Here is a 24,931-nt window from a genome sequence, read left to right on the forward strand (position 1 = left end):
TAAATGCGCTATTTTTCACAGTGTTGTTTAAATTAGTGCAGTATTTCTATGAATTTGGTCAAAATTGTCAATTCCAAAAAATGATAAATCAGTTATGATCAGTTAAAAGATGATCAATATGTGTATGCATAATATATCGTGATGCGTAAACTTTATTATGTGTCACCATCCAATCAAATGTGATGCAGACAGGGTGAAGTCGTTTTTCGGTCATCACATATGAAAACAAGAATATTGGAACAGCAAACAAGTGAGGGAACACCATGCGAACTTTGAATTCGTTGATGCTGGGGACATTGTGTAGTGGCAGTTGTTAGTACTCAGGCGGCGTCAAAACAACTTTGTGTTTTTGATATTATGGGTAGTAACGGTGATATTATGGCAGTTGCAAAGGACTATGCGCTAGCTGCCAAGCCGTGGGGTGTAAATATTGAACCACAAGTATATACAAGCTTGGATGATGCAGTGTCGGACTTTGAGTCAAAAAAGTGTCAAGGTATTATTGCTGACAACTATGTGATGAAGAAATATAATAATTTTGCTGGGTCTATTGGTGCAGTTGGTGCCATCAATGATTATGATCTAGCTAAAAAAGTGCTGATTGCACTGGGTAGCCCAAAGCTCGCCTCAAAGATGAAAACGAAAGATCATGAAGTGGTCGGTATGGTGCCTTTTGGATTGGCTTATTTTTTCTCTAAAGATAAAACTATCAACTCACTTGAGAAAATGGCAGGTAAACGTATCGGTGTCTTAAAAGATGATCCATCGCAACAGCGTATGGCGAAACGTGTTGGTATTAAACCTGTGTTTATGACCTTTGATAATGCGATTGCAAAATATAAGAATGGTGACATGGATATTGTGCCTGCACCACTGATTATTTATAAGCCTTTTGAGGTGGATAAGTTGGTGGGGAATCAAGGCGGGGTTGCTGATTTTTCAATCGCATTAATGACCATCAGTGTGATCTTTCATCGTGGCGATTATCCTGCAGACTTTGGGCAAAAGAGCCGTAAATGGTTTGCAGGAAAACAATCTCAATTTATCAAGATGGTCGAGCGATGGGATGCAACCGTACCAAAGAATATTATGTACGAGATTCCTGAGATTGATCGAAAAAGTGGGAATTTATTACTTTCTCAACTTCGTAAAGAGTTTATTGCAGATAAAACCTATGATGGGACGATGATTACTTTGATTCGTCACCTGCGTTGTAATCAAGAGCCGAATTTCATCGAATGTAAGAAGTAAATATTCCTAAAAAAGGCGGTCAGATGACCGCCTTTGTTTTGTCTTTGCAATGAATTTACTTAGCTTTACCATAAATTTACTTGGCTTTGGGCTTCTTACGTAGACGTGAGGTTTTCTGCTGTGCAAGTGCTTCAAGTGCAACTTTCAGCTCTTCATCATTAAAAGTAGTAATGTGCTCTAGCATATGTAGCGTCGATTCATCGAGCACCAAGTGCGCATTTTGAGCAATATTGCTTAAACGCTCTTCATACTCAATCAAGCCTTCATTGATCTCAATATAGTTCAGCTGTGTCAGCACTTTTAAGAAACTTTGGAATAATGCTTTGTCAAAAAACTCAGGGGAGTTGAAGTCATAAAGCACCGATAATCGCTGTCCCAATAAATGACTCAGTTCTTCAACTTGCTTACCACTGATCTTGCCACTACCACGTTGGGTAATCAGCGCAATAGTCATAAAATAGCGTTCTAAGCTTTGCTTAACAGGTTTTGCCAAGATCAACAGTTGCTTGTGCTGTTCACTGTTCGGTGTTGGGCTATACAAGGTTTGCTCGTGATCAACAGTCATCAACTTGGCTGCAACCAAAGCGTCACTATACTGATCAATGATCGGCTCAATCTCTTTAAGCTCCCATTTTAAGAACAATTCAGCTTTTAAGAATGGGTAGAGTGCTTTGATCACGTTGATTAAATCAGCACGTTCTAGGCGTCCGTTATGCTCAACTAATGCAGCAATGAGTGATGGCAAGATATAGAGATGCAATACATTGTTGCGGAAGTAGGTGAGTAGAACCGCTTGATTATCCTCAATACCAATGATGTCGCCAAGCGCATGTTTAATGCGTTTGATGAGTTTCAACTTCAGACCGTAGGCAATCATCTCTTTGCCAGAAAGTGGTGTGACTTGACTTCGCTCGTCATATGGCAACTGTTGTGCAAGTTTTTGATAAATATCAAGCTGTGCAGCGCACGTGTCTTCATCTAGCGTGTGCTTTGACGTTGCCAGTAAAACCAAAGACAGCAAGTTCACAGGATTGATTACGGCAGCACGGTTGATATTCACCATAATATCGTGTGCTACTGTACTGATTGCACCTGAGACTTCACTTGGCAGGCTTTCGTTATTGCTTGTAACGATAGTGTTTTCCACTTGGTGTTGCTTTAACACATCATCAAGGAAAACGGGCTCACCAAAATTCACATGGACTTTACCGAAGATGCGTTCAATTTTTCGCAAAGTTTTAATAATGCCGAAGATGGATTCTGCTTCTTTGGGTTTACCCTGCATCTCGCCAATGTATGTGCCACCTTCCATGAGACGCTCATAGCCAATATAAGTTGGAATAAAGGCAATTGGCTTTGCGCGGTCACGCAGATGGCTATGCACCGTCATGGCAAGCATACCTGTCTTCGGTGGCAATAAGCGTCCAGTACGTGAACGACCACCTTCGATAAAATATTCAAGTGGTGTATTACGTGACAAGATGCTAAACAAATACTCTTTAAAGACCGCAGTATAAAGTGGCGCACCAGTAAAGCTACGGCGAATAAAGAATGCACCGCCACCACGTAATAATTGACCGACAAATGGCAAGTTGAGATTATCACCTGCAGCAATATACGGCACCATTAAACCACGTTGATAAATCACATAAGACAATAATAAATAGTCGATATGACTGCGATGACATGGTGTGTAGATGATTTCATATTTATCCGCAAGCTCACGCACGGTACTAAAGTTATGCACTTCTACGCCATCGTAGAGCTGTGTCCAAAGACGTGTTAATGTACTTTCAGCAAAACGAATCGCAGAATAAGAATAGTCTGAAACGATCTCATTTAAGTGACCAATCGCAAGACGTTCTGCTGCTTCAACGCTGATCTTTTTACGGATACTTTCTTGCACAATCGCATCTTGAATGTCAGGAGATTTGATCAAACTCTGCATCACATTGCGACGATCCGAAAGATCTGGACCAAGTACAGCTTCACGTTTGCTATCGAGATAGTCATTGATATGGCTGACGACAAAAGTTGCAGGAGAAAGATTTGGATGTTGCACTTTGGCATAGTCAACAAGCTGACGTAGCGAACGCCCTTCATGGAACTCAATATAAGTCTGGCGACCGTGAATACCGATATTTGCCAATTGTTTGATTTTACCCGGTGTACTCCACGAGTCGGTAAATAACAGTTTTAACCATGAATCTTCTTTGTCAGGCGCACGTCCCCACAAAATGGTGACAGGTACCAGTTCAATATCGAGTTCAGGATTTGCCTCGAGTGCTTCGATCAAACGAAGTAAACGTGGTGGGAAGTTGTGTGCAGGCGGATTAAGCAAATTATTTTCATTGCGGTGTTGCAAGAAAATGACCGATTTTTTCTCATGTAAATCGGCAAAATTCAAAGGATAAAGCGCACGATCCAAGCCCTGTCGCTTGGTTTCATTGTCGAGCAAAATCGCATTGCTTCGTGAATAATTCTGCAAAACATATAGCGTCAGTTTGTTGCGAGCTTCGCTATCTGTCTGTGGTTCAGCTTGCGCATCTGTCTTATTTTTTTGTTTTGGTAATTCGCCCAAAAGATGAGGCTTCACCGCAAAATTCAATAACTTACTTGAAAGTCGGCGAGATAGTTTTGTAAAACCAGACTGATCCACTCGAGGACTCCTGTGGTTGGTCAAATGCAAATATCGGCTATTTTGCAGAGATTGGCTTAAAAAAGAATGGTATTTTATGCCAACTTTGCACAGAAGTGTTTAATCACCTTACTTTGTTACAAGTTTCTCTTGAGCTAGGCATATCACTGAAAAGATTAGCATCAATCTATGGCAATGTAGTTCGGTATTTTGTGAAAGAAAGGTGCGTATTTGCATCTGCCAAATTATCCAAGTAGGGCAGTAAATGATGACTTCGCAGTTTTTCTTGATAGAAAAATGATTTTCATATGATATTTTTATCTTAATTTGATAAATATTTGCGAAATGCGAATTAAGTCATCGTGGCTATAGGTTGAATAAGTCAAATATGGCACAATGATGTTGACAACAGCTATTTCCTATTTTTATTTACTGCAACATAGACAAAGCAGAACAGGTGCGCTATGACTTCACTCACTAAAGAATTAATTGATCTTCTGACGCTGGAGCGAATCGAAGATGGGCTATATCGTGGGCAAAGTCGTAACCTTGTTGGCAAGCGTGTCTTTGGCGGACAGGTACTTGGTCAGGCACTGATGGCTGCATCTTATACCGTGGAGAATCGTCCTGCGCATTCGCTACATGCCTACTTCTTGTTTGGTGGTGATATCAATGCACCGATCGTCTATGAAGTCGATAAACTGCGTGATGGCAAAAGTTTTTCTAGTCGCTCAGTCAAAGCTATTCAGCACGGTCGAGTGATTTTTCAGGCGATGGTGTCTTTTGCAGAGCCTGAAGAGGGCTTGGAATATCAAATAGATGCGCCAGACTATCCAGCAGCAAAGGACATTCCTAATGAAGAACAGCTCAAAGGCTCGTTGATCAAATTTGTTCCTGAAAATTTGCGTGCTGCATTCCAACGTCGTCGTCATATTGAGATTGCACCGATCAATCCAAGTAATCCATTTGATCCACAACCAGAAGCACCATCTCAAGCGCATTACCTACGTACTTGGGACAAGATTGATGGTGAACATGACACGATCGCTTTGCATCAAGCAATTGCTGCATTTTGCTCAGATTTCACCTTATTAAGTACAGCATTGCGTCCACATGGTTTGTCTTGGATTTCACCAAGCTTACAGTCGGCAAGTATAGATCATGCGATGTATTTTCATAAGCCATTCCGAGTAGATGAGTGGTTGCTTTATGATATGGAAGCAACACAGACTGCAGCCTCTCGTGGATTAAACTTTGGACGCATGTGGCAAGATGGACAATTGGTCTGTAGTACTATTCAAGAAGGTTTAAATCGGCTCAGAGAAATAGACTTGGGTCGAGCTTGAAAGGGTAAAGGTATAAACTCTTAAAAATCAATTTAGCAACTCACGTTAAAAACCCACGTTAAAAACAAACTCGCTAAAAGAACACGACATCGTGTCGAGTTTTTTTCTGCCTTGTATTTTATGCTAATGTGTAGTCAATTGAAAAATAGATAATTCGCTATGTGGAAATCACTCAATACGCAGATTTTTATTGCCGCCATTTTGGGCTTGGCATTCGGTTGGCTCTTGTCGCTTGGTGATCCTACACATGTTGAAGTGACAACATGGCAGAGTAGCAGTTTATATATTCTTGGTTTGTTGAGTGGCGTTTTTATTGGCTTGCTCAAGATGCTATTGATTCCACTGATTTTTTGTTCCATCGTGGTTGGCGTGGCAAATCTTCAAGCCATTGGGCGTTTTGGTCGTGTTTGGAAAATCACATTATTATGTTTTATGACCACGACGACATTGGCATTAATTTTAGGTTTAGCTTGCGCACATATTTTTGATACAGGTAAAGGGTTAGACATTGCACTGTTCCAAGATCAGATGGCGAATTATCAAGCGCCAGATACGCTGAGCCCATCGGCATTCTTTAACAATTTTATCCAAAACACGTTGATCAATCCATTTAAAGCATTTAGCGATGGTAACGTGCTGTCCGTGGTGATTTTTGCTTTATTAATTGGTGCGGTGATCGTGGCAGGGCGTGGACAATTCGATACTGTGCAACGCTTTTTTCAGCAAGGCTTTGAGATGATGATGAAGTTGGTGCAATGGGTGATGTACATTGCGCCAATTGGTATTTTTGCATTACTAGCAAAGCTGGTGGCGACTTCTGATTTTGAAGTACTTGGTAGTTTGGCGAAGTTTGCCACTGTGGTGACAGGGACGACCATTTTTCATGGCTTGGTAGTATTACCGCTGTTGTTGTGGCTATTTGGTCGGATTTCGCCGTGGCGCTTTTTTAAAGTCGCTCGTCCTGCATTAGTCACGGCATTTGCGACCAGTTCAAGCTCGGCGACTATGCCTCTATCTATGCGTTGTGCACAGGAGCTAGGCGTGAGTCCGCAAGTTTCAGGTTTTGTGATTCCGCTTGGTGCACAGCTCAATATGGATGGTACGGCGTTATATGAAGCGGCGGCAGCATTGTTTATTGCTAATTTGATGGGACTTGAGCTCAGTATAACTCAGCAGATTATTGTCTGTTTGACCGCTATGCTTGCTTCACTAGGTGCACCAGGGATTCCAAGTGCAGGGATGGTGACCATGATCATGGTTTTGCAATCAGTGGGTTTGCCTGCAGAAGCGATAGCGATACTTTTACCAATTGATCGTTTGCTCGATACGGTGCGTACAGCGGTGAATGTACAGGGCGATATGATGGTAAGTGCAGTGGTGCAACGGCATGTTGGTGATGCAGATTTGATAGAGATAAAAACCGCAGTCCATTGATTACAGTGTTAATTCCTTGTGTTTTCTGAGCAACGTCTCTTTTAAGTTGATTGCAAGTTAAGCACTAAGTGCAGCATGCGTTCCTGTCAATTCAGCACGTTTTGCCGCAGGAGATTGGTCAAGATAGCGAATCGCATCGTCAGTATTCGCTTCATGTAAAGGATTATACCAAGGCATCAAATAATCAATCTGCTGTGCAACCAGCCAAATTGGATTTGGGATCAATTTGTTTTTACTGCGTTTTGCTGTTAAATACCATTCTAACCAAATCCACGGTTTGAGCAGATGTGGTTTTTTATGAGCAAAACGAGGGTCTTGCTTCATAATATTGGCTGCACCATCGACCCATAAACCGAGAACCCCGACGATCACAGCAATACTCAAATAATAGCGTGCAATATAGCCACCACCGAGATGACGGTATAGGTCAAATGCGACGGTACGATGTTCGACTTCTTCTGCGCCATGCCATTTGACCAAGTCCACCATTTCAGGATCAGCACCGAGCATTTCCCAGTAGTTATTTTCCAAAGCATATTTTCCGAGAACACAGGTCATGTGTTCAACTGTGGCGATGATACCAAGTCGAAATAAATCCCATTGTTTTTCAAGTGCTTTGGGTACGTCGATACCAAGTGGTTTATCTGCGAGTAATTTGTTAAATAGCAGATTCATCACTTCAAGATTGCGCTGAGGATCAATATGGCGCACGGTGAGATATTCACCATTTGCAGAGCTGTGCGCTTTGGCGTGCATGGCTTCCTGACGGATAAAGGCTTGCATATCTTGCTTGAGCTTTGGATCGTCGATTTGATTTAAGACTTTGTTGTATAAACGACAAAACCAAAACTCACCCGCTGGCAAAATCATATTGATTTCGTTGACAAAATAGCTTGCAAAAGGCTCATTCGGAATCCAATCCACAGGCGTTTCTTGCCAATCAAATTTCACCTTACGAGGTTTGATTTGATAAGCAATCGAAGAAAGGACTTTTTTTACGCTTAAAAATTGAAAGTAATGACATGATGATGAACCTTCCGATAGCTATGTATCATTGGTTTTATTTAAGCTCAACGATACTATTTACGCAAAGGAATTGAGGTCAAAGCATGTCATTTGGGGACGATTATATTGCTCAGGAAGTGGCTATTTCTCAGTATGATCGTTATCCACTTCACCTAAGATCGGAATGGCGTCAAGGTCAATACCTTCAAGCAGATCAAGCTCTTGAATACTCTCTGGTGTGCTGTCGTTTTCAGTGTCGCTATTTGATTCATCAGATTGTGCAAGTGTGAAATTTAAACGACCCGCCATCACCATAGCGAGTTCATCCAAACCTTGACGATCGAGTGATGAAAACAGTTGAATAGAAAATTTGAGTTTTAACTGATTCAGGTCTTTTTTGACTTCAAGCAAAGCTTTGTTTGCAGGGCCACGATTCAATTTGTCTGCTTTGGTGAGCAAGATGTGTACAAACAAGTTTCGTGCGTGCGCCCATTCCAGCATCATACGGTCAAAGTGTTGTAGCGGATGGCGAATATCCATCAGCAAGACTAAACCTTGCAAGCTCTCCCGATGAATCAGGTAGTTTTCCAGTTCTTTTTGCCAAACTTTCTTCATTTCTTCAGGGACAGCGGCGTAGCCATAACCCGGTAAATCGACTAGGCGTTGATCAGGATTACCCAGTGTAAAAAAGTTGATCATCTGCGTGCGACCCGGTCGTTTCGATGCACGAGCCAGTTGCTTTTGATTGGTCAGCGTATTGATTGCACTCGATTTTCCTGCATTAGATCGTCCTGCAAAAGCAATCTCATAGCCTGTATCTTCGACACATAAATCGAGCTTTGGCGCACTCATCAAAAACTCCGCCTGACGTAGCCAGTTCAACGCCTGAGATGAATAGGCACTGGTGGCATCATCAGTTTTTTTGGCATAGCTGATTTTATGCTTTGGTGCGAGTTTGGCTTTGGTGTCTTTGGACTTTTGATAGCGGTGCATTTCAATTCATTGTGTCGTTGATTAATAGGTATTATAAGTCAAGTCGACAAGATGTGAAGTTATTGATGCTGTTACCAATAAGAATTTGCGTAATGCAGAAAAGCCCGATGATGAATATGATTGGGTCGTTGCACCTGACTTTAATCCTCAAAAAGCACTTACCTTAACTGCGTTAGCACTGACTAAAACCAACTCAACGAAAGAACTACTGCGCATGTTTTGGCAGTATTGATTTAAATTTTTGACTAGAAGAAATAGCCTATTAGCAATGCTTTGTTTGTGGGTTTTGTTGTGTCGTAATGATTGATCAAAAAAACAATAAAAATTGATTCGAAAAATCATTGTGAATCAACGAATGCTCGTTAAAGTAATCAAACTAACACATGCTTATCATTGGAAATCATCATGTCGAACAATGAAGTCGAGATTCAAATAAAACATATGATTCAGCAGGGTTTTGCGGATAGTGATGAGTTGCTAGCAATTTTTGACCAAGCTGAACCAATATCGTGTGAATTTATGTTTGGTCAATGGCGTGGTGCAGAAATTAAAACTGGACATCCGATAGAAGGCTTGCTTGAGCTCTCAAAGTGGTATGGCAAGGTCTTTAAGAGTAGCGAGCAAGTTTATCCGTTGATTTTTTTGGATGAGCGCAAGGGAATATTGTTCGCAGGAGATCCCAAGCATGTGCCGTTGAACGAACATGTTGGCGTCTTTCAGAAAGTGGGCAAGCTGATGCCACTCGCAACCAAAGTGCTTAAAACTTATGAAAGTAAGGCACGTGCGAGAATGATCGAGTTTCGAGGGAAGTCTTCAGCAACGATGGTCTATGATGAAAAGCCAATTCATGATCACTTTCGAAAAATCAGTGAAAATATGGTGTTGGGTATTATGGATTTAAAAAGTATCACCCAGCCGTATTTCTTTATACTTGAGCGAGATGATCAGTCCGCTTATGTGCTTGATTTATAAAACGTAATGCCATGAAAATTCAGCGAATATCTATACTCGTAATCTCATTTGTATTTGTTTTTTCTAGGCTTGCATCTTTGGTTAGGCTATAGAGTACAGGTTGATGCAGTGCGTCACGAAGTTGAAAGCCATTGAGATGTTGGTAGAACTGCTCTAATGCTTGATCTAATAAGGGTTTTAGCCCACAGCTAAAGCGCAAAGCGCAAGCGGGTTCTAGGCAATTCACTGTTTTTTGGTCATGTTCTAAGGTTCTTACGATCTCACCAATCGGCAATTCGTAAGCTTTAGGTGCGAGTCGAATACCGCCCCCCTTACCACGAGTGCTGATAATCCAACCTTGTTTGACCATAAAGTGCGAGACTTTGACCAAGTGATTTTCGGAGATTTTGAGGGCTGTTGCTGCTTGCGCAATAGTGACCAGTTCTTCACTCGGTTTGAGTAAGAACATGAGCAGGCGCAGACCATAATCACTAAATTTATTCAGTTGCATAGACAGCAGAGCAGTTCAAAAAGGCAAAAGACGAGTATAGCATTGACTCGTCTTTTGTTTGCAGTTTTAAAACTTTCATAGTGTTATGCGCTGAGTTTTACACCACCAGTACCAAAGGCTTCGCTATGGATATTCTCGGCAGGAATTCCACGAGCTACGAGCGCTTTCTGTTGTTCAGCCATAAACGGCATTGGACCACAAAGATAATAATCTGCATCTTTAGGCAATTGATCATCAGAGAGTGCACTTAAATCTAAGCGACCTGCAATGTCATAGTCCTGACCAAGTTGATCATGTGTTTCAGGAAACTCATAAGCCACTAAATGAGTAAGCTGTGGAAATTTTGCATTCAATTCTTGCACATGTGACTTCATCGCATGCACTTTACCATTGCGACAAGCATGGTAGAAATATACGGATTCAGGCATATCTAAGCTTGCCAAATGATTGAGCATGGAAATCATCGGTGTAAGCCCAACTCCGCCACTGATCAACACATTTGGACGATCTTTATCAAATAAGAAGAAGTTACCAGTTGGTGCAGACACTTCGATTTCAGCGCCTTCCGCTAGACCATGCAGTGTATTCGATACCCAGCCACCTGCGAGATCGCCTTTTTCATCTTCACGTTTTACAGAGATACGTAAATAATCCTGCTGTGGATTATCAGATAATGTGTACTGACGTGGTTGCTTCAAGCCCAACTCTTCGACCAAAACACGTACCGAAATATATTGCCCTGCCTGATGTGTTGGTAGGTCGCCATCATCACTTGGCTTCAGATAAAAAGAGGTAATTTCACTGCTTTCTTGCACTTTTTTCGCAATCTTAAAGCTTCTCCAACCGAGCCAACTGCCTTTGGTTTGCTGATGTTGTTCATAAATGGCTTTTTCTGCATTGATAAACACATCGGCAAGCTGACCGTACGCAACACCCCAAGCTTCAATCAACGGATCGTCCATTGAAATACTCAAAACTTCACTAATGGAATGCAATAAATTCTCACCAACAATGGCATAATCAGGTGATTGAATATTCAGGCTGACATGTTTGTGCGCAATGAGTTCAATCACCGGGGCAAGGACAGACGGATCATCAATATTTTCAGCATAAGCCAGCACTGCACCTGCGAGGGCTTGCGCTTGTGCGCCACTGCGCTGATGTCCCATATTGAAGGTTTCTTTCAGCTCAGGATTGTTGGTGAGCATGCGATTGTAAAAATAGGAGGTGAGGGCTACGCCACTTTCACGTAGAACAGGAACTGTGGCTTTGACGAGGTCTTTTTGGCTTTCAGTAATCATGATCGTTGGCTCTTTTTTGGGTTGGTGGACTAAAAGATATATTTAAAATACATCTTTAAAGGTGTATTTGCAATATATCTTTTTGTGGCAACTATATTATTAACTTAAGTTTTTGTTTAAATTGATATTAAATATGAAAATGCCTTTGTGCGTTGTTATGCAAAGGCATTTTATGATCTGTCTTAATGATTGCTTCTAATTATTTCCGCCCAAAAATCGACCCGAGAATCCCGCGCATGATTTTTTGCCCAGTGCGTCCACCTAAGCTACGTGCTGCACTTTTTGCAAAAGTACCCACAGTGTCTTGAATCAACTTTTCACGTTGCTTCGCTGAGCGTTCCGCTTCTTTTTGCTGTTCTTTGGCGATGCGTTCTTGTTCACGGGCTTGTTGTTTCTCCAAAGCAGCTTGTTCTTTGGCTTGTTGCTTTGCCAATGCTTCCTGTGCTTTTGCATTCTCAGCGGCTTGGGCATCAGCGACTTTTTGTTGTTCTAGCTCCGCCACTTTTTTGTTTAAGAGTTCATAAGCACTTTCACGATCGACCATCTGCTCATAGACACCTGCAACGATGCTATCCGCTATAAATGCTTTGCGCTCTTCTGTGGTGATCGGGTTGAACGCCGAGTACGGAGGCATCACCCAACCACGCTCGACGATTTGCGGTGTACCTTGCGCATCAAGACAGCTAATCAGGGCTTCACCCACGCCAAGCTGAGTGATCGCATCAGCGACTTCAAATTCTGGATTGGCACGGAAAGTATCGGCAGCGGTTTTTACTGCTTTTTGATCTTTTGGTGTAAAGGCACGCAGTGCATGTTGTACACGATTACCCAGTTGACCCAACACACTTTCAGGAATATCTAGTGGACTTTGTGTCACGAAGTAAATCCCAACGCCTTTAGAACGAATCAAACGTACCACTTGTTCAATTTTCTCTTGGAGCGCAGGGCTGGCATTGTCAAATAGTAAATGCGCCTCATCAAAGAAGAAGGCTAATTTCGGTTTGTCCATATCACCGACTTCAGGCAATTGCTCGAACAGTTCGGACAACATCCACAGTAAGAATGTCGCATAGAGCTTTGGTGTATTCATCAACTTATCGGCAGCGAGCAAGTTGATATAGCCCATACCATTGGCATCAGTTTGGATAAAATCCATGATATTCAGACTTGGCTCACCGAAGAAGCCTTCACCACCTTGATCACCAAGTGCTAACAAATTGCGTTGAATTGCGCCAAGACTGGCAGGAGAGAGGTTGCCATATTCTGCTTTAAGCTCAGACGCATTTTCACTGACATAAGTCAGGATCGACTTTAAATCTTTAAAATCAATCAGCAACATACCTTGATCATCAGCCACACGGAACACTGCTGAGAGGACGCCTTCTTGGGTATCATTTAGATTGAGCATTTGCGCAAGGAGAAGTGGTCCAATCTCAGACACCGTGGTGCGAATAGGATGCCCTTGTTCGCCAAACAAATCCCAAAACGTGGTCGGACAACCTGCGAAAGGCACGCTGTCAATGCCAAGTAGTTGTAAGCGTTCTTCAAATTTCGGACTGGTTGAGCCTGCTTTGGCGATACTGGATACATCACCTTTTGCATCGGCAAGAAATACGGGTACGCCGATCCGAGAAAAATTCTCCGCTAGGACTTTTAAGGTTACGGTTTTCCCTGTACCTGTTGCGCCTGCGATCAAGCCATGACGGTTGGCAAATTTGGAAAGGAGATCAATATTTTGCGTGGTATCTGTTGTTTTTTTGGCGATGGTTAAGGCTTGGCTCATTGGTGATGCTCATAAAAAGGCGAATTGAGCAAAACATAACATATTCAAAAAGTTTGAAAAAGGCATTTCAATGTAGCCATTTTGATAAAGCCAAACCGTGAATTGGTTCTCGATTAAATAAAGTGTAATTGTTCTGTCTTAACGTGCACGTTTTTGCAGAGAAGATTTAAAACTTTGCACCAAATACTCATTATTTAGCCAATATTGCAGCTGTGGATCATTGCTGTCTTTGATGTGGTTAAAGGTGTGCCACAACGAGCTTAACGTCGCATTAGGTTGAGGGCGTTCGATTAACTGACATTCATCATCGAGTTTGAAATGCCCATTTTGCACAATGCGGTAGTACCAACCGATACAGCCCTCATCCAAAAGAAATTTGGCAATACCATGACTATTTAACTGCGCATCAATTTTCCAACATGGTTTACGAGGGCGAGTGACTTGCATTTTCACCGTGCCGATTTGATAAATATCACCAACACAGACATTCGACTCATTCATACTCACTTGATCAGCTTCGCCGATTTGAATGCGAGTGACTTTTCCACAGGTGATGGGTAAGTGGTTTGGTGTGACGTTGCTCATGTGTTGCTCCAGTGATGACATCTTTCTAAGCGGTTACTTGATTTCAGTTGATGTTTTCGACACCTTGGAAATTATGATCATTCTTATGTGTTGGATCGATGGACGGGTATATCGAAGTGCAATACATCTTCTCGAATACCAATTTTGCTGTAGAGTGCGATCGCTGGTTCATCTTCAAGCGCTTGATCAGACTGAACGAAAATTACATAAGCACCTCTTATCGCTGCAATTGTTTTTAAGTGATTGATCAATTTTGTGGCTATACCTCTACGACGATGTTGTTTTGATACAGCGAGGTCATAGATGTAGATTTCACTACGCTCCTGTTCAAGTTTATGTAACTCATAGGCTGCGAGTCCACCCACAACTTCATTATTATCAAGTGCGACCAGTGCAATGAATGCGTGACTACTTAGCAGTTTTTGTAGGTAGCTTGTGCTAGGGGTTTTTTGAGTATAGGTGTCCATATCATCGAAAACTTCACCAAAAAGTTTTAATAATGCATGCGTGAGGCTGATGTCATGTTGATTCAGTGCTTGAAAAGTTATACTCACGAAAATCTCCTTAGAAAATATATATAGGGGCAAGGTGTTTATCGAATAGCCTTTAAAGCTTGTTCAATATCCCTGATTAAATCATCTGCATGTTCGAGCCCAATGCAGAATCGCACCAACCAACCGTCTTGCAAATGTGGTGTTGGCAATTTGCGAATCGCTTTAAGATCATAATACATCACCAAACTGGTCGGTCCTCCCCAACTAAAGCCGAGGTGGAATAGCTGTAAGGCATTGCAAAATTGCTGAATCTGCTCAAGCTGATATTCTGCTTTAAAAATCACACTGACAATCCCTGCTCCTAAACCATTCTGACAAATCTCTTGCCAATGTTGATGTCCTGCATGAGATTCGATACTTGGGTGTAGTACTTGAGCAAATTCAGCACGAGATTGTAAAAATGGAATTAGTTTCAGCGTATTTTGATGGTGCTGTTGATAGCGCAGTGCCATGTGGCTGACACTTCGGCTGACTTGAGCGCAATCATCACCCGATACGGCAATGCCTTGTAAGGCGTGCATACGTAGTAATTCAAGATGTAACTTTTTATCGATGGTGCAAATACTGCCCATGAGCATATCGCCGCCGCCACTTGGGTATTTGGTTAAGGCATGCACGCTGATGTCGACCGCAAGCTTTTCATCGTTATTGTGTGAGTGATTTATCGCAAACGGCTGAAACGCTAAACCTGCGCCCCACGTATTATCCAGTGCTGTCATTACACCATGCGCTTTGGCTTTTATAATCAGTGTGGCTAAGTCAGGAAATTCTAAAGTAATCGAACCTGCAACCTCGATCCACAGCAATTTTGACTCTTCGCTAAATTGAATACTATCTACGTCGGTTGGACTATAGAATTTTAACACCACACCATATTTCTGCTGTAAGGAAACGAGATGATCATGGTTTGGGCTATAAATATTGTCAGGAATCCACACTTCATCGCCAGTATTTAACAGTGCGCTATTGACCAAATTGATCGCAGACAATCCACTTGGTGCAAGCAGACAATATTTTGCACCTTCAATGTGCGCAATTTGATCAGCGAGATTGTAGGTCGTCGGCGTGCCGTGCGTGCCATAACTATAATCATAATCGTCTGACCAGTGGCGATTGTTCAGTGCATCGGTATCTTTGAAAATAATAGTTGAAGCACGATAGATCGGCGTCTGTACCGTGTGAATATATTGTGGCGCTTGGCGAATGGGTTGGCTCAGCGCTGTTTGCAAGTGAAGTTGCTGAGTTGAAGTGTCTGAATTGGTATGTTTTGCGTGCTCTGACATTGTTAATAAATGATAACGAAATGTGAATAAATATCATTTTTTCATATTTTAACGAGGGCTTGGCTTTAATTTTGCAATTCAATTGTAAATCGTCAAACAATGGAATAACGACATGACAACGCAACTGCGAGTGCATTATTTTCAGCATATTGCTGGTGAAGGATTTGGGAGCTGTGAAAATTACTTAAAAAGTAAAAATGCCAAGATCAGCGCCACAGAGTTTTTTGCACTACCAATCGAATATAAGTTGGATATCGAGGCCTTGCCGAATATCGAGGATGTGGATTTGCTGATCATTATGGGTGGTACGATGAGCGTCAATGATGAAGCAACGTATCCGTGGCTTGTGATCGAGAAGCGTTGGTTGCGTCGTTATATCGCCAGTGGTAAGCCTGTGATTGGTCTTTGCTTGGGTGGGCAGTTGATCGCCAGTGCTTTGGGTGCAAGCGTGACTCAAAATCCACAGCGTGAAATCGGTTGGACGGCGATACAGGCGGTCAATCCGTATCCGATCGATTGTTTTGTGATGCCTGAGCTATGTGAAATCATGCAGTGGCATGGTGAAACTTTTGCCTTACCGCATGGCGCGAAACGCTTGGCAGAAAATACAGTGTGTAGCAATCAGGCTTTTCAAATTGGAAATAATGTCATTGGATTTCAATTTCACCCTGAGATCACACAATTGGCATTAAAAAATCTGATAGAAAATGAGCAAGAGGTCGAATTGTTCGTAGAGCAGGTTCCCGATGTGCGGTCGCAGTTGAAACAAGCGCTTGCAAAGCGTGCTTTAAATAAATTTCAAAGTGGTAATACCTTACTGAATCAAGCGATTGATTATGTATTGGCAAATAGTATGTCATTGCAAAATCAATTGAAACAAGGTTTATCGGCGGATTATTTAAAAGGGCAAACTGTGATCGCTTAAAGTAATTTGCTCTAAAAGAAAATTGGAATTGAGCAGCAGGTCAACTTATTAAAGCTAATCATAAAAATTAAGACTAGAAAATCCGAGATAGATTAAAAAATATTCGTTTGTTTGCCTTGCTTTGCAGGGGGGACATGGATATAATGAGCGACCTTCGAATTTCGAAGATGAGTTGATCTGGTTTAAATTATTGATTTATTTCTTTAATTTAAATGTTGATGGTCAATTTATCGTGACAGTCGTGGCATCGATCACGACCTTAGTGATATTCACTGCCCTTGACACTTACCCAAAAGGTGAGGTGCGTCATGGGTGATTCTTTATATTTTAAGCTTGGAGTTTACTGGTATGTCTAACCAGAGAATCCGTATCCGTCTTAAGTCTTTTGATCATCGTCTGATTGATCAATCTTCTCAAGAGATCGTGGAAACTGCTAAGCGTACGGGCGCACAAGTGTGTGGTCCGATTCCAATGCCTACACGCATTGAACGCTTTAACGTTTTGACTTCACCTCACGTGAACAAAGATGCACGTGATCAGTACGAAATCCGCACCTACAAACGTTTGATCGACATCATTCAGCCGACAGATAAAACTGTTGATGCATTGATGAAATTGGATCTTGCGGCTGGTGTAGACGTTCAGATCGCATTGGGATAAGGCTTTCGGATGATTAAATCGATTTATAGAAAGATTTAATCAGCTGTATTTTAAGAGGTTTACACACATGGCTATTGGTCTAGTCGGTCGCAAGTGCGGTATGACCCGCATCTTCACTGAAGCCGGCGTCTCTGTGCCAGTCACAGTGATCGAAGTCGATCCTAACCGTATTACACAAATCAAAACACTTGAAACTGATGGTTATCAGGCGATTCAAGTGACTACTGGTGAACGTCGCGAATCTCGCGTAACGAGCGCTCAGAAAGGTCACTTTGCAAAAGCTGGTGTAGCTGCTGGTCGTCTTGTGAAAGAGTTTCGTGTAACTGAAGCGGAACTTGAAGGTCGCGAAGTTGGTGGAACTATCGGTGTTGATCTGTTTGAAGTTGGTCAAGTAGTTGACGTAACAGGTCAGTCGAAAGGTAAAGGTTTCCAAGGTGGTGTTAAGCGTTGGAATTTCCGTACGCAAGATGCAACTCATGGTAACTCTGTATCTCACCGTGTTTTGGGTTCTACAGGTCAAAACCAAACACCTGGTCGCGTATTCAAAGGCAAGAAAATGGCTGGTCACTTAGGTGATGAACGCGTAACTGTGCAAGGTCTTGAAGTGGTATCTATTGATGCAGAACGTTCAGTTCTTGTTGTTAAAGGTGCTATTCCTGGTTCAACTGGCGGTGACGTTATCGTACGTCCTACCATCAAGGCTTGAGGGGAAATAAAGTGAATTTAAAAACTGTTTCCGGCTCTGCGGTTGAATTGTCTGAAGTTGCTTTCGGTCGTGAGTTTAACGAAGCGCTTGTACACCAAGTTGTCACAGCTTACTTAGCTGGTGGTCGTCAAGGTTCTCGTGCACAAAAATCACGTGCAGACGTATCTGGCGGTGGTAAAAAGCCATTCCGTCAAAAAGGTACTGGTCGTGCTCGTGCTGGTTCTATTCGTAGCCCGATCTGGGTAGGTGGTGGTAAAACTTTTGCTGCTCGCCCACAAGATTGGTCACAAAAAGTGAACCGTAAAATGTATCGTGGTGCGATGCAATGTATTTTGGCTGAACTTGTTCGCCAAGATCGTTTGGTATTGGTTGAAGATATTCAAGTATCTGCACCAAAAACCAAAGAGCTTATTTCTAAGTTGAATGACTTGAATGCAAGCCGTGCATTAATCGTAACTGATGCTGTTGATGAGAATCTTTACCTAGCTGCTCGCAACATTCCACACGTTGATGTGGTCGACGCAACTGCAATCGATCCAGTAAGCTTGATCGCATTTGATAAAGTTGTTATGTCTGTTGCTGCTGCGAAGAAAATTGAGGTAGAACTCGGATGAACAACGAACGTATCTATCAAGTCCTCCGTGGACCTGTATTCTCAGAAAAAGCACAAGTTTTAGGCGATACTGCTGGTGTTCAAGTGTTCAAAGTTGATATTAATGCAACTAAACTTGAAATCAAAAAAGCGGTTGAACAACTCTTTGGTGTTCAGGTTGTGAAAGTAAACACAACGATCACTAAAGGTAAAACTAAACGCTTTGGTAAAACATTAGGACGTCGTTCTGATGTGAAAAAAGCATACGTCACCCTGAAAGCTGGCCAAGATGTAGAAATGGCTGACTTGGGCGATACCACTGCTGACGCTACTAGCAACGCAGCGGAATAAGGACGAAAATAATGCCAATTCAAAAATGTAAGCCAACGTCTCCAGGGCGTCGCTTTGTGGAAAAAGTGGTGCATAACCACCTTCACAAAGGAAAGCCGTTTGCAGCGTTGACTGAAGCTAAAAAACGTACTGGTGGTCGTAACAACAACGGTCACATCACGACTCGTCACGTTGGTGGTGGTCATAAGCAACAGTACCGTATTGTAGACTTCAAACGTAATAAAGATAGCATTCCAGCGGTTGTTGAGCGTATCGAATACGATCCTAACCGTACAGCGCACATCGCATTGTTAAAATATGCTGATGGTGAGCGTCGCTATATCATTGCGCCGAAAGGTTTGCGTGCAGGTGATAAAGTTCAATCTGGTAACGATGCACCAATTCGTCCAGGTAACTGTTTGCCACTTCGCAATATGCCAATCGGTTCTACGATTCATAACATCGAGCTTAAAATCGGTAAGGGTGCACAGTTGATGCGTTCTGCTGGTACTTCAGCACAGTTGTTGGGTCGTGATGGTATTTACGCAATTATTCGTCTGCGTTCAGGTGAAATGCGTAAAGTGCATGTTGAGTGCCGTGCTGTGTTAGGTGAAGTATCTAACTCAGAAAGCAACCTTCGTTCATTGGGTAAAGCTGGTGCATCGCGCTGGCGTGGTGTTCGTCCTACCGTTCGTGGTATGGCGATGAACCCAGTTGACCATCCACATGGTGGTGGTGAAGGGCGTAACAAAGGTATTCAACCTGTAAGCCCGTGGGGTCAAAAAGCGAAAGGGTACAAGACTCGTACCAATAAGCGTACGACTAAGATGATTATTCGCGATCGTCGCGTCAAGTAAGGAATCTAACTAATGCCTCGTTCATTAAAAAAAGGTCCATTCGTCGACGCACACTTGTTTGCTAAGGTTGAAGCTGCAGTCGCTGCGAACAACCGCAAGCCGATCAAGACATGGTCACGTCGTTCGATGATCCTCCCAGATTTTGTTGGTTTAACAATCTCTGTTCATAATGGTCGTAACCACGTTCCAGTAATTATTACTGAGCACATGGTTGGACATAAACTTGGTGAATTCGCGCCAACCCGTACCTATCGTGGTCACGGTGTTGACAAGAAATCTAAACGTTAATAGGTGTCATGATGGAAGTAACTGCAAAATTACGCGGTGCCGCTATCTCGGCACAAAAAGCACGTTTAGTTGCTGATCTTATCCGTGGTAAGTCAGTTGCGCGCGCACTCGATATTTTGAGCTTCAGCAACAAAAAAGCTGCTGTGTTAGTCAAAAAAGCACTCGAATCTGCGATCGCCAATGCTGAACACAACAACAGCTTAGATGTTGATGATCTCAAAGTAACAACGATCTTCGTTGACGAAGGTATGAGCCTTAAACGCATCATGCCACGTGCAAAAGGTCGTGCGGATCGTATCACTAAGCGTACCTGTCACATCACTGTTAAGGTAGGAGTTTGATATGGGTCAGAAGGTTCATCCAATCGGTATCCGCCTAGGTGTTGTGAAGCGTCATAACGCCAACTGGTATGCGAGCCCGAAACAATACGCTGAATATTTGCTTAAAGATCTTCAAGTTCGTGAGTTTTTGAATAAAAAACTTAAGAGTGCGATGGTCAGCAAAATTCTTATCGAACGTCCAACAGGTGCTGCTAAGGTAACCATTAGCACTGCTCGTCCTGGTATCGTGATCGGTAAAAAAGGCGAAGACATTGAGAAATTACAACGCGAATTAACATCTATTATGGGTGTTCCTGCGCAAGTAAGCATTCATGAAATTGATCGCCCTGACTTAGACGCACGTTTGGTTGCTGAAGCGATCGCTTCACAACTCGAAAAGCGCGTAATGTTCCGTCGTGCTATGAAGCGTGCGGTACAAAACACTATGCGTGCTGGTGCGAAAGGTATCAAGGTAGAAGTTTCTGGTCGTTTAGGTGGTGCAGAGATTGCACGTACTGAATGGTATCGTGAAGGTCGTGTGCCTTTGCATACACTTCGTGCGGACATCGACTACTCTACTTTCCGTGCAGAAACAACTTACGGTACGATCGGTGTTAAAGTTTGGATTTTCCGTGGTGAAATCTTGGGTGGCATGAAGCAAGTCATGAACCCAGCACCTGCTGAAGAGCGTCCAGCTAAACGTGGTCGTGGTCGTGGTGAAGGTCAAGAACGTCGTGGTCGTCGTTCAGACCGTGCAGACAAGGGAGAATAATCCATGTTGCAACCTAAACGTACCAAATTCCGTAAAGTGCACAAAGGCCGTAACACTGGTCTAGCGCATCGTGGTAGTACAGTATCATTCGGTACGATCGCATTGAAAGCGACTGAGCGTGGTCAAATGACTGCGCGTCAGATCGAAGCAGCGCGTCGTACGATTAGCCGTCGTGTAAAACGTGGTGGTAAGATTTACATCCGTGTATTCCCAGATAAACCAATTACTGAAAAACCATTAGAAGTTCGTATGGGTAAAGGTAAAGGTTCTGTTGAATACTGGGTTTGCCAAATCAAGCCAGGTAAGATCCTGTACGAAATGGAAGGTGTGAACGATGAGTTGGCACGTGAAGCATTTACGCTTGCAGCTGCTAAGCTCCCGTTTAAAACCACTATCGTAACTCGGACGGTAATGTAATGAATACTAAAGATCTACGTGAAAAATCGGTAGAAGAGTTGAAAGCTTTGCTTGATGAGCAACAGCTAAACCAATTCCGTCTTCGCATGGCGAAAGCGACTGGTCAATTGGGCAAAACGCACGAAGTGCAAATTGCTCGTAAGGCGATCGCACGCATCAAGACACTCCTTACCGAAAAACAGGGGAACGGACAATGAGTGAGAATACAGTTCGCACTTTAACGGGTAAAGTTGTAAGCGACAAAATGGATAAGTCTATTGTTGTGCTTATCGAACGTCGTGTTCAACACCCGTTGTATGGCAAATCAATCCGCCGTTCAACTAAGTTACATGCTCATGATGAGAACAATACCGCTAAGTTAGGTGATCTTGTGACCATCAAAGAAAGCCGCCCAATTTCTAAAACTAAGTCTTGTACTTTAGTGGAAGTGGTTGAAGCAGCTGCTGAGTAATTCAACGTTCTTGTTGCATCATTGGTTAATTTCGAGTAGGATTTACGCCTTTCGAATGAGCCAGTGATGCTCGGTTTTGGAGTAGGGCAATGATTCAAACCGAAAGTATGCTCGACGTAGCAGATAACAGTGGTGCACGCCGCGTACAATGTATTAAAGTACTTGGTGGCTCGCATCGACGTTACGCTTCTGTTGGCGATATTATTAAAGTAACAGTAAAAGAAGCAATTCCACGTGGCCGTGTTAAAAAAGGCGACGTAATGAATGCTGTTGTTGTTCGTACCAAATTTGGTATTCGTCGTCCAGATGGTTCAGTGATCCGTTTTGATGACAATGCTGCGGTGATTTTGAACAATAACAAAGCACCGATTGCAACTCGTATTTTCGGACCAGTGACTCGTGAGCTTCGTACAGAGCAGTTCATGAAAATCATTTCATTGGCTCCAGAAGTTCTATAAGAGACAGTCATGGCTAAAATCAAAAAAGGCGATCAAGTGATCGTGATCGCTGGTAAAGAAAAAGGCAAACAGGGTACTGTTCTGTCTATTTCAGAAGATCGTGTTAAGGTCGAAGGCCTTAACTTGGTGAAGAAGCATCAAAAGCCAAACCGTGTAACAGGCGCTGAAGGCGGTATCGTTACTCAAGAGGCTTCGCTTCATATCTCTAATGTGGCAATTTTTAATGCTACAACCCAAAAGGCTGACCGTATTGGTTACCAAGTTGATGCAGAAGGCACGAAAACTCGTGTTTACAAGTCAAATGGTGAAGCAGTGGCGGCGGCGAAGTAATAGGTTGATAGGGCAATGGCCAGACTTAAAACTCGTTATAACGACGAACTTAAAGCTAAGCTTAAAGAAGAGCTAGGCATTAAGAATGTGATGGAGATTCCTCGCATCACAAAAATCACTCTAAACATGGGTGTTGGTGCAGCTGCAACTGATAAGAAGTTATTAGATGGTGCTGTAGCAGACATGACGTTAATTGCTGGTCAAAAACCAGTAGTGACGCTTGCACGTAAATCAATCGCAGGTTTTAAAATTCGTGATGGTTGGCCAATCGGATGTAAAGTTACATTGCGTGGCGACCAAATGTATGAATTCTTAGATCGCTTGATCTCTATTGCAATCCCTCGTATCCGTGACTTCCGTGGTTTCTCATCGAAATCATTTGATGGTCGTGGTAATTACTCAATGGGTTTGAAAGAGCAAATCGTTTTCCCTGAAATCGATTTCGATAAGATTGATCGTATTCGTGGTATGGATATTACCGTTACTACGACTGCTCGCACCGATGACGAAGGCCGTGCGCTTATGCGTGCATTCGGCTTCCCGTTCAAATAAGAGGTCGATATGGCTAAGAAAGGTATGATTAATCGCGAATTAAAACGTGAGAAAACAGTCGCTAAATACGCTGCAAAACGTGCTGAATTAAAAGCAATCATTGCAAACGTAAACGCGTCTGAAGAAGAGCGTTTTGAAGCGATGATGAAATTTCAAGCATTACCACGTAATGCATCTCCAGTGCGTCTGCGTAACCGTTGTGGTTTGACTGGTCGTCCACATGGTTATTTCCGCAAGTTCGGTCTAAGCCGTAACAAATTGCGTGATACCGTGATGCAGGGTGATGTCCCAGGCGTTGTTAAGGCAAGCTGGTAAGGAGCGACTATAAATGAGTATGCAAGATACCGTTGCCGACATGCTAACACGTGTTCGTAACGCACAAATGGCAAATAAAGCAACTGTTGCTATGCCAAGCTCTAAATTGAAGGTTTCAATTGCAAACGTTCTAGAGCAAGAAGGTTATGTTTCTGGCGTTGAAGTATCTGAAGAAGGTGCTAAAGCGACATTGACGATTACCTTAAAATATTTTGAAGGCAAACCAGTTATCGAAAGCATTAAGCGTGTAAGCCGTCCAGGTCTACGCCAATATCGCAATAAAGATAGCTTGCCGAGCGTTAAGCAAGGTTTGGGTGTTGCAATTGTTTCTACAAGCAAAGGTGTCATGACTGACCGTGCGGCTCGTGCTGCTGGTGTTGGTGGTGAAGTCCTTGCTTTTGTATCTTAATAGGTGATTCCTCATGTCTCGTGTGGCTAAAGCCCCAGTAACTGTACCAAATGGTGTAACAGTTACTCAGAACGGCCGGCAGGTCGAAGTGAAAGGCAGCAAAGGTACGTTGTCTCTCAACCTGCATGCGCTGGTCGAGCTAAAACAGGAAGAAGGTCAACTTCAAATTGCTCCTAAGCAAGAGTCGAAAGACGCTTGGATGCAAGCTGGTACTGCTCGCGCTGTATTAAACAACCTTGTGAAGGGTGTAAGTGACGGTTTTGAACGTAAATTACAACTAATCGGTGTTGGTTATAAAGCTGCGGTGAAAGGTAATGTAGTTAACCTTAGCCTTGGTTTTTCTCATCCAATCGATTACAACTTGCCTGAAGGTGTGACAGCTGAAACACCTACTGCGACTGAAATTATTTTGAAGTCTGCAAATAAGCAATTATTAGGTCAAGTTGCTTCTGAAATCCGTGGCTATCGTCCGCCAGAGCCTTATAAAGGTAAAGGTGTGCGTTATTCTGACGAAGTTGTACTTCGTAAAGAAGCTAAGAAGAAATAAGGCGCGAGGTTCTTATGAACGAAAAGAAACAATCCCGCTTGCGTCGTGCAAAAAGCACACGCTTGCACATTCGTGCATTGGGTGCGACTCGTTTGTGTGTAAACCGCACACCGCGTCACATTTATGCGCAAGTTATCTCTGCAGATGGTGGTAAAGTATTGGCGCAAGCTTCTACTTTAGATGCAACTTTGCGTAGTGGTACTACGGGTAACGTTGATGCTGCAACTAAAGTTGGTGCATTGATCGCTGAGCGTGCGAAAGCTGCTGGCGTAACAAAAGTTGCATTTGACCGTTCTGGTTTTAAATTTCATGGTCGTATCAAAGCCTTGGCTGATGCTGCTCGTGAAAACGGCTTGGAGTTCTAATC

Annotated in this window: 31 protein-coding genes and 2 pseudogenes; 24 read left to right on the forward strand and 9 right to left on the reverse strand. The window is 42.8% G+C overall.

Annotated elements, in window-relative coordinates; genetic code table 11:
* The first annotated feature begins 303 nt into the window (after positions 1–303).
* On the forward strand, positions 304–1,251 hold the full coding sequence (locus ACE3PQ_RS07260) for a putative solute-binding protein (protein WP_374296516.1): 948 nt from the start codon (positions 304–306) through the stop codon (positions 1,249–1,251).
* Between the two features lie 76 nt (positions 1,252–1,327).
* Here ACE3PQ_RS07260 and plsB read toward each other — a convergent pair whose 3' ends face one another.
* The gene (gene plsB / locus ACE3PQ_RS07265) at positions 1,328–3,910 is read right to left on the reverse strand and encodes a glycerol-3-phosphate 1-O-acyltransferase PlsB (protein WP_374296518.1); all 2,583 of its coding nucleotides are present in this window, start codon (positions 3,908–3,910) and stop codon (positions 1,328–1,330) included.
* 443 nt (positions 3,911–4,353) lie between these two features.
* Between plsB and ACE3PQ_RS07270 the strand changes: the two genes are divergently transcribed.
* Entirely contained in the window at positions 4,354–5,235 is an 882-nt protein-coding gene (locus ACE3PQ_RS07270) for an acyl-CoA thioesterase (protein WP_374296520.1), read from the forward strand.
* A gap of 159 nt (positions 5,236–5,394) precedes the next feature.
* Entirely contained in the window at positions 5,395–6,669 is a 1,275-nt protein-coding gene (locus ACE3PQ_RS07275) for a dicarboxylate/amino acid:cation symporter (RefSeq protein WP_374296522.1), read from the forward strand.
* 57 nt (positions 6,670–6,726) lie between these two features.
* Here the strand turns inward: ACE3PQ_RS07275 and ACE3PQ_RS07280 are convergent, their stop codons facing one another.
* Both ACE3PQ_RS07280 and yihA read right to left on the reverse strand, forming a co-directional pair.
* Positions 6,727–7,647, reverse strand: coding sequence for a metal-dependent hydrolase (locus ACE3PQ_RS07280; RefSeq protein WP_374296582.1), 921 nt, complete (start codon positions 7,645–7,647; stop codon positions 6,727–6,729).
* 168 nt (positions 7,648–7,815) lie between these two features.
* On the reverse strand, positions 7,816–8,667 hold the full coding sequence (gene yihA / locus ACE3PQ_RS07285; protein ID WP_374296524.1) for a ribosome biogenesis GTP-binding protein YihA/YsxC: 852 nt from the start codon (positions 8,665–8,667) through the stop codon (positions 7,816–7,818).
* 85 nt (positions 8,668–8,752) lie between these two features.
* On the opposite strand from yihA, the pseudogene ACE3PQ_RS07290 reads away from it, so the two are divergent.
* Positions 8,753–8,899 (forward strand): annotated as a pseudogene (locus tag ACE3PQ_RS07290) (L-asparaginase); the annotation flags it as partial.
* Between the two features lie 173 nt (positions 8,900–9,072).
* Entirely contained in the window at positions 9,073–9,639 is a 567-nt protein-coding gene (locus ACE3PQ_RS07295; RefSeq protein ID WP_374296526.1) for a DUF4334 domain-containing protein, read from the forward strand.
* Positions 9,640–9,658: 19 nt separating this feature from the next.
* Here ACE3PQ_RS07295 and ACE3PQ_RS07300 read toward each other — a convergent pair whose 3' ends face one another.
* From ACE3PQ_RS07300 to ACE3PQ_RS07325, 6 genes are all read right to left on the reverse strand, one after another.
* Positions 9,659–10,129 (reverse strand): Rrf2 family transcriptional regulator, encoded by a 471-nt coding sequence (locus ACE3PQ_RS07300; protein ID WP_374296528.1) that lies wholly within the window; start codon positions 10,127–10,129, stop codon positions 9,659–9,661.
* Between the two features lie 83 nt (positions 10,130–10,212).
* A complete protein-coding gene (gene hmpA, locus ACE3PQ_RS07305) occupies positions 10,213–11,427 on the reverse strand; it encodes an NO-inducible flavohemoprotein (RefSeq protein WP_374296583.1) in 1,215 nt (404 codons plus the stop codon).
* 202 nt (positions 11,428–11,629) lie between these two features.
* Positions 11,630–13,213, reverse strand: a complete 1,584-nt coding sequence (locus ACE3PQ_RS07310) for a helicase HerA-like domain-containing protein (RefSeq protein ID WP_374296530.1) — start codon at positions 13,211–13,213, stop codon at positions 11,630–11,632.
* 138 nt (positions 13,214–13,351) lie between these two features.
* Positions 13,352–13,798 (reverse strand): MOSC domain-containing protein, encoded by a 447-nt coding sequence (locus tag ACE3PQ_RS07315; RefSeq protein ID WP_374296532.1) that lies wholly within the window; start codon positions 13,796–13,798, stop codon positions 13,352–13,354.
* Positions 13,799–13,881: 83 nt separating this feature from the next.
* Positions 13,882–14,352, reverse strand: a complete 471-nt coding sequence (locus ACE3PQ_RS07320; RefSeq protein ID WP_374296533.1) for an AAC(3)-I family aminoglycoside N-acetyltransferase — start codon at positions 14,350–14,352, stop codon at positions 13,882–13,884.
* Positions 14,353–14,390: 38 nt separating this feature from the next.
* Positions 14,391–15,635, reverse strand: a complete 1,245-nt coding sequence (locus tag ACE3PQ_RS07325; RefSeq protein WP_374296535.1) for a PLP-dependent transferase — start codon at positions 15,633–15,635, stop codon at positions 14,391–14,393.
* A 112-nt stretch (positions 15,636–15,747) separates the two neighbouring features.
* Between ACE3PQ_RS07325 and ACE3PQ_RS07330 the strand changes: the two are divergent.
* From ACE3PQ_RS07330 to rplR, 19 genes and pseudogenes are all read left to right on the forward strand, one after another.
* Positions 15,748–16,482, forward strand: a pseudogene (locus tag ACE3PQ_RS07330) (type 1 glutamine amidotransferase); the annotation flags it as partial.
* Between the two features lie 426 nt (positions 16,483–16,908).
* The gene (gene rpsJ, locus ACE3PQ_RS07335) at positions 16,909–17,220 is read left to right on the forward strand and encodes a 30S ribosomal protein S10 (RefSeq protein WP_374296537.1); all 312 of its coding nucleotides are present in this window, start codon (positions 16,909–16,911) and stop codon (positions 17,218–17,220) included.
* Between the two features lie 67 nt (positions 17,221–17,287).
* Positions 17,288–17,926: a 50S ribosomal protein L3 gene (gene rplC, locus ACE3PQ_RS07340; RefSeq protein ID WP_092616701.1), complete on the forward strand. Its 639-nt coding sequence runs from the start codon at positions 17,288–17,290 to the stop codon at positions 17,924–17,926.
* Positions 17,927–17,937: 11 nt separating this feature from the next.
* Positions 17,938–18,540, forward strand: a complete 603-nt coding sequence (gene rplD / locus ACE3PQ_RS07345; RefSeq protein ID WP_092616704.1) for a 50S ribosomal protein L4 — start codon at positions 17,938–17,940, stop codon at positions 18,538–18,540.
* On the forward strand, positions 18,537–18,869 hold the full coding sequence (rplW, locus tag ACE3PQ_RS07350) for a 50S ribosomal protein L23 (protein WP_374296540.1): 333 nt from the start codon (positions 18,537–18,539) through the stop codon (positions 18,867–18,869). Before rplD ends, rplW begins: the two co-directional genes overlap by 4 nt.
* An 11-nt stretch (positions 18,870–18,880) precedes the next feature.
* Positions 18,881–19,705, forward strand: a complete 825-nt coding sequence (rplB, locus tag ACE3PQ_RS07355; RefSeq protein ID WP_241570194.1) for a 50S ribosomal protein L2 — start codon at positions 18,881–18,883, stop codon at positions 19,703–19,705.
* 12 nt (positions 19,706–19,717) lie between these two features.
* Positions 19,718–19,993 (forward strand): 30S ribosomal protein S19, encoded by a 276-nt coding sequence (gene rpsS, locus ACE3PQ_RS07360; protein WP_004985338.1) that lies wholly within the window; start codon positions 19,718–19,720, stop codon positions 19,991–19,993.
* Between the two features lie 11 nt (positions 19,994–20,004).
* A complete protein-coding gene (rplV, locus tag ACE3PQ_RS07365; protein WP_092616713.1) occupies positions 20,005–20,334 on the forward strand; it encodes a 50S ribosomal protein L22 in 330 nt (109 codons plus the stop codon).
* 1 nt (position 20,335) lies between these two features.
* Positions 20,336–21,085, forward strand: a complete 750-nt coding sequence (rpsC, locus tag ACE3PQ_RS07370; RefSeq protein ID WP_374296543.1) for a 30S ribosomal protein S3 — start codon at positions 20,336–20,338, stop codon at positions 21,083–21,085.
* A gap of 3 nt (positions 21,086–21,088) precedes the next feature.
* Complete coding sequence (gene rplP / locus ACE3PQ_RS07375) at positions 21,089–21,502, forward strand: 50S ribosomal protein L16 (protein ID WP_092616719.1); 414 nt, start codon at positions 21,089–21,091, stop codon at positions 21,500–21,502.
* A complete protein-coding gene (gene rpmC / locus ACE3PQ_RS07380; protein WP_092616722.1) occupies positions 21,502–21,699 on the forward strand; it encodes a 50S ribosomal protein L29 in 198 nt (65 codons plus the stop codon). Before rplP ends, rpmC begins: the two co-directional genes overlap by 1 nt.
* Complete coding sequence (gene rpsQ / locus ACE3PQ_RS07385) at positions 21,696–21,953, forward strand: 30S ribosomal protein S17 (RefSeq protein WP_374296545.1); 258 nt, start codon at positions 21,696–21,698, stop codon at positions 21,951–21,953. Before rpmC ends, rpsQ begins: the two co-directional genes overlap by 4 nt.
* Positions 21,954–22,042: 89 nt before the next feature.
* Entirely contained in the window at positions 22,043–22,411 is a 369-nt protein-coding gene (gene rplN / locus ACE3PQ_RS07390; RefSeq protein ID WP_004725701.1) for a 50S ribosomal protein L14, read from the forward strand.
* A 9-nt stretch (positions 22,412–22,420) separates the two neighbouring features.
* Positions 22,421–22,741 (forward strand): 50S ribosomal protein L24, encoded by a 321-nt coding sequence (rplX, locus tag ACE3PQ_RS07395; RefSeq protein ID WP_241570196.1) that lies wholly within the window; start codon positions 22,421–22,423, stop codon positions 22,739–22,741.
* A 15-nt stretch (positions 22,742–22,756) separates the two neighbouring features.
* Entirely contained in the window at positions 22,757–23,293 is a 537-nt protein-coding gene (gene rplE, locus ACE3PQ_RS07400; RefSeq protein WP_241570197.1) for a 50S ribosomal protein L5, read from the forward strand.
* A gap of 9 nt (positions 23,294–23,302) precedes the next feature.
* Positions 23,303–23,608 (forward strand): 30S ribosomal protein S14, encoded by a 306-nt coding sequence (gene rpsN, locus ACE3PQ_RS07405; protein ID WP_092616734.1) that lies wholly within the window; start codon positions 23,303–23,305, stop codon positions 23,606–23,608.
* Between the two features lie 13 nt (positions 23,609–23,621).
* Positions 23,622–24,017: a 30S ribosomal protein S8 gene (rpsH, locus tag ACE3PQ_RS07410; protein ID WP_241570198.1), complete on the forward strand. Its 396-nt coding sequence runs from the start codon at positions 23,622–23,624 to the stop codon at positions 24,015–24,017.
* 13 nt (positions 24,018–24,030) lie between these two features.
* Positions 24,031–24,564 (forward strand): 50S ribosomal protein L6, encoded by a 534-nt coding sequence (gene rplF / locus ACE3PQ_RS07415; RefSeq protein ID WP_241570199.1) that lies wholly within the window; start codon positions 24,031–24,033, stop codon positions 24,562–24,564.
* 14 nt (positions 24,565–24,578) lie between these two features.
* Entirely contained in the window at positions 24,579–24,929 is a 351-nt protein-coding gene (rplR, locus tag ACE3PQ_RS07420; RefSeq protein WP_241570200.1) for a 50S ribosomal protein L18, read from the forward strand.
* Positions 24,930–24,931: the final 2 nt, after the last annotated feature.

The sequence above is a fragment of the Acinetobacter sp. genome (assembly GCF_041911495.1).
Classification (GTDB): Bacteria; Pseudomonadota; Gammaproteobacteria; order Pseudomonadales; family Moraxellaceae; genus Acinetobacter.

Excerpts from the sequence above, each read along its gene's own strand:
- ACE3PQ_RS07270 (WP_374296520.1), top strand. The coding sequence starts at position 4,354 with ATGACTTCACTCACTAAAGAATTAATTGATCTTCTGACGCTGGAGCGA.
- ACE3PQ_RS07275 (WP_374296522.1), top strand. The coding sequence starts at position 5,395 with ATGTGGAAATCACTCAATACGCAGATTTTTATTGCCGCCATTTTGGGC.
- yihA (WP_374296524.1), bottom strand. The coding sequence starts at position 8,667 with ATGCACCGCTATCAAAAGTCCAAAGACACCAAAGCCAAACTCGCACCA.
- ACE3PQ_RS07295 (WP_374296526.1), top strand. The coding sequence starts at position 9,073 with ATGTCGAACAATGAAGTCGAGATTCAAATAAAACATATGATTCAGCAG.
- ACE3PQ_RS07300 (WP_374296528.1), bottom strand. The coding sequence starts at position 10,129 with ATGCAACTGAATAAATTTAGTGATTATGGTCTGCGCCTGCTCATGTTC.
- ACE3PQ_RS07310 (WP_374296530.1), bottom strand. The coding sequence starts at position 13,213 with ATGAGCCAAGCCTTAACCATCGCCAAAAAAACAACAGATACCACGCAA.
- ACE3PQ_RS07315 (WP_374296532.1), bottom strand. The coding sequence starts at position 13,798 with ATGAGCAACGTCACACCAAACCACTTACCCATCACCTGTGGAAAAGTC.
- ACE3PQ_RS07325 (WP_374296535.1), bottom strand. The coding sequence starts at position 15,635 with ATGTCAGAGCACGCAAAACATACCAATTCAGACACTTCAACTCAGCAA.
- rpsJ (WP_374296537.1), top strand. The coding sequence starts at position 16,909 with ATGTCTAACCAGAGAATCCGTATCCGTCTTAAGTCTTTTGATCATCGT.
- rplC (WP_092616701.1), top strand. The coding sequence starts at position 17,288 with ATGGCTATTGGTCTAGTCGGTCGCAAGTGCGGTATGACCCGCATCTTC.
- rplW (WP_374296540.1), top strand. The coding sequence starts at position 18,537 with ATGAACAACGAACGTATCTATCAAGTCCTCCGTGGACCTGTATTCTCA.
- rplB (WP_241570194.1), top strand. The coding sequence starts at position 18,881 with ATGCCAATTCAAAAATGTAAGCCAACGTCTCCAGGGCGTCGCTTTGTG.
- rpsS (WP_004985338.1), top strand. The coding sequence starts at position 19,718 with ATGCCTCGTTCATTAAAAAAAGGTCCATTCGTCGACGCACACTTGTTT.
- rplV (WP_092616713.1), top strand. The coding sequence starts at position 20,005 with ATGGAAGTAACTGCAAAATTACGCGGTGCCGCTATCTCGGCACAAAAA.
- rpsC (WP_374296543.1), top strand. The coding sequence starts at position 20,336 with ATGGGTCAGAAGGTTCATCCAATCGGTATCCGCCTAGGTGTTGTGAAG.
- rplP (WP_092616719.1), top strand. The coding sequence starts at position 21,089 with ATGTTGCAACCTAAACGTACCAAATTCCGTAAAGTGCACAAAGGCCGT.
- rpmC (WP_092616722.1), top strand. The coding sequence starts at position 21,502 with ATGAATACTAAAGATCTACGTGAAAAATCGGTAGAAGAGTTGAAAGCT.
- rpsQ (WP_374296545.1), top strand. The coding sequence starts at position 21,696 with ATGAGTGAGAATACAGTTCGCACTTTAACGGGTAAAGTTGTAAGCGAC.
- rplN (WP_004725701.1), top strand. The coding sequence starts at position 22,043 with ATGATTCAAACCGAAAGTATGCTCGACGTAGCAGATAACAGTGGTGCA.
- rplX (WP_241570196.1), top strand. The coding sequence starts at position 22,421 with ATGGCTAAAATCAAAAAAGGCGATCAAGTGATCGTGATCGCTGGTAAA.
- rplE (WP_241570197.1), top strand. The coding sequence starts at position 22,757 with ATGGCCAGACTTAAAACTCGTTATAACGACGAACTTAAAGCTAAGCTT.
- rpsN (WP_092616734.1), top strand. The coding sequence starts at position 23,303 with ATGGCTAAGAAAGGTATGATTAATCGCGAATTAAAACGTGAGAAAACA.
- rpsH (WP_241570198.1), top strand. The coding sequence starts at position 23,622 with ATGAGTATGCAAGATACCGTTGCCGACATGCTAACACGTGTTCGTAAC.
- rplF (WP_241570199.1), top strand. The coding sequence starts at position 24,031 with ATGTCTCGTGTGGCTAAAGCCCCAGTAACTGTACCAAATGGTGTAACA.
- rplR (WP_241570200.1), top strand. The coding sequence starts at position 24,579 with ATGAACGAAAAGAAACAATCCCGCTTGCGTCGTGCAAAAAGCACACGC.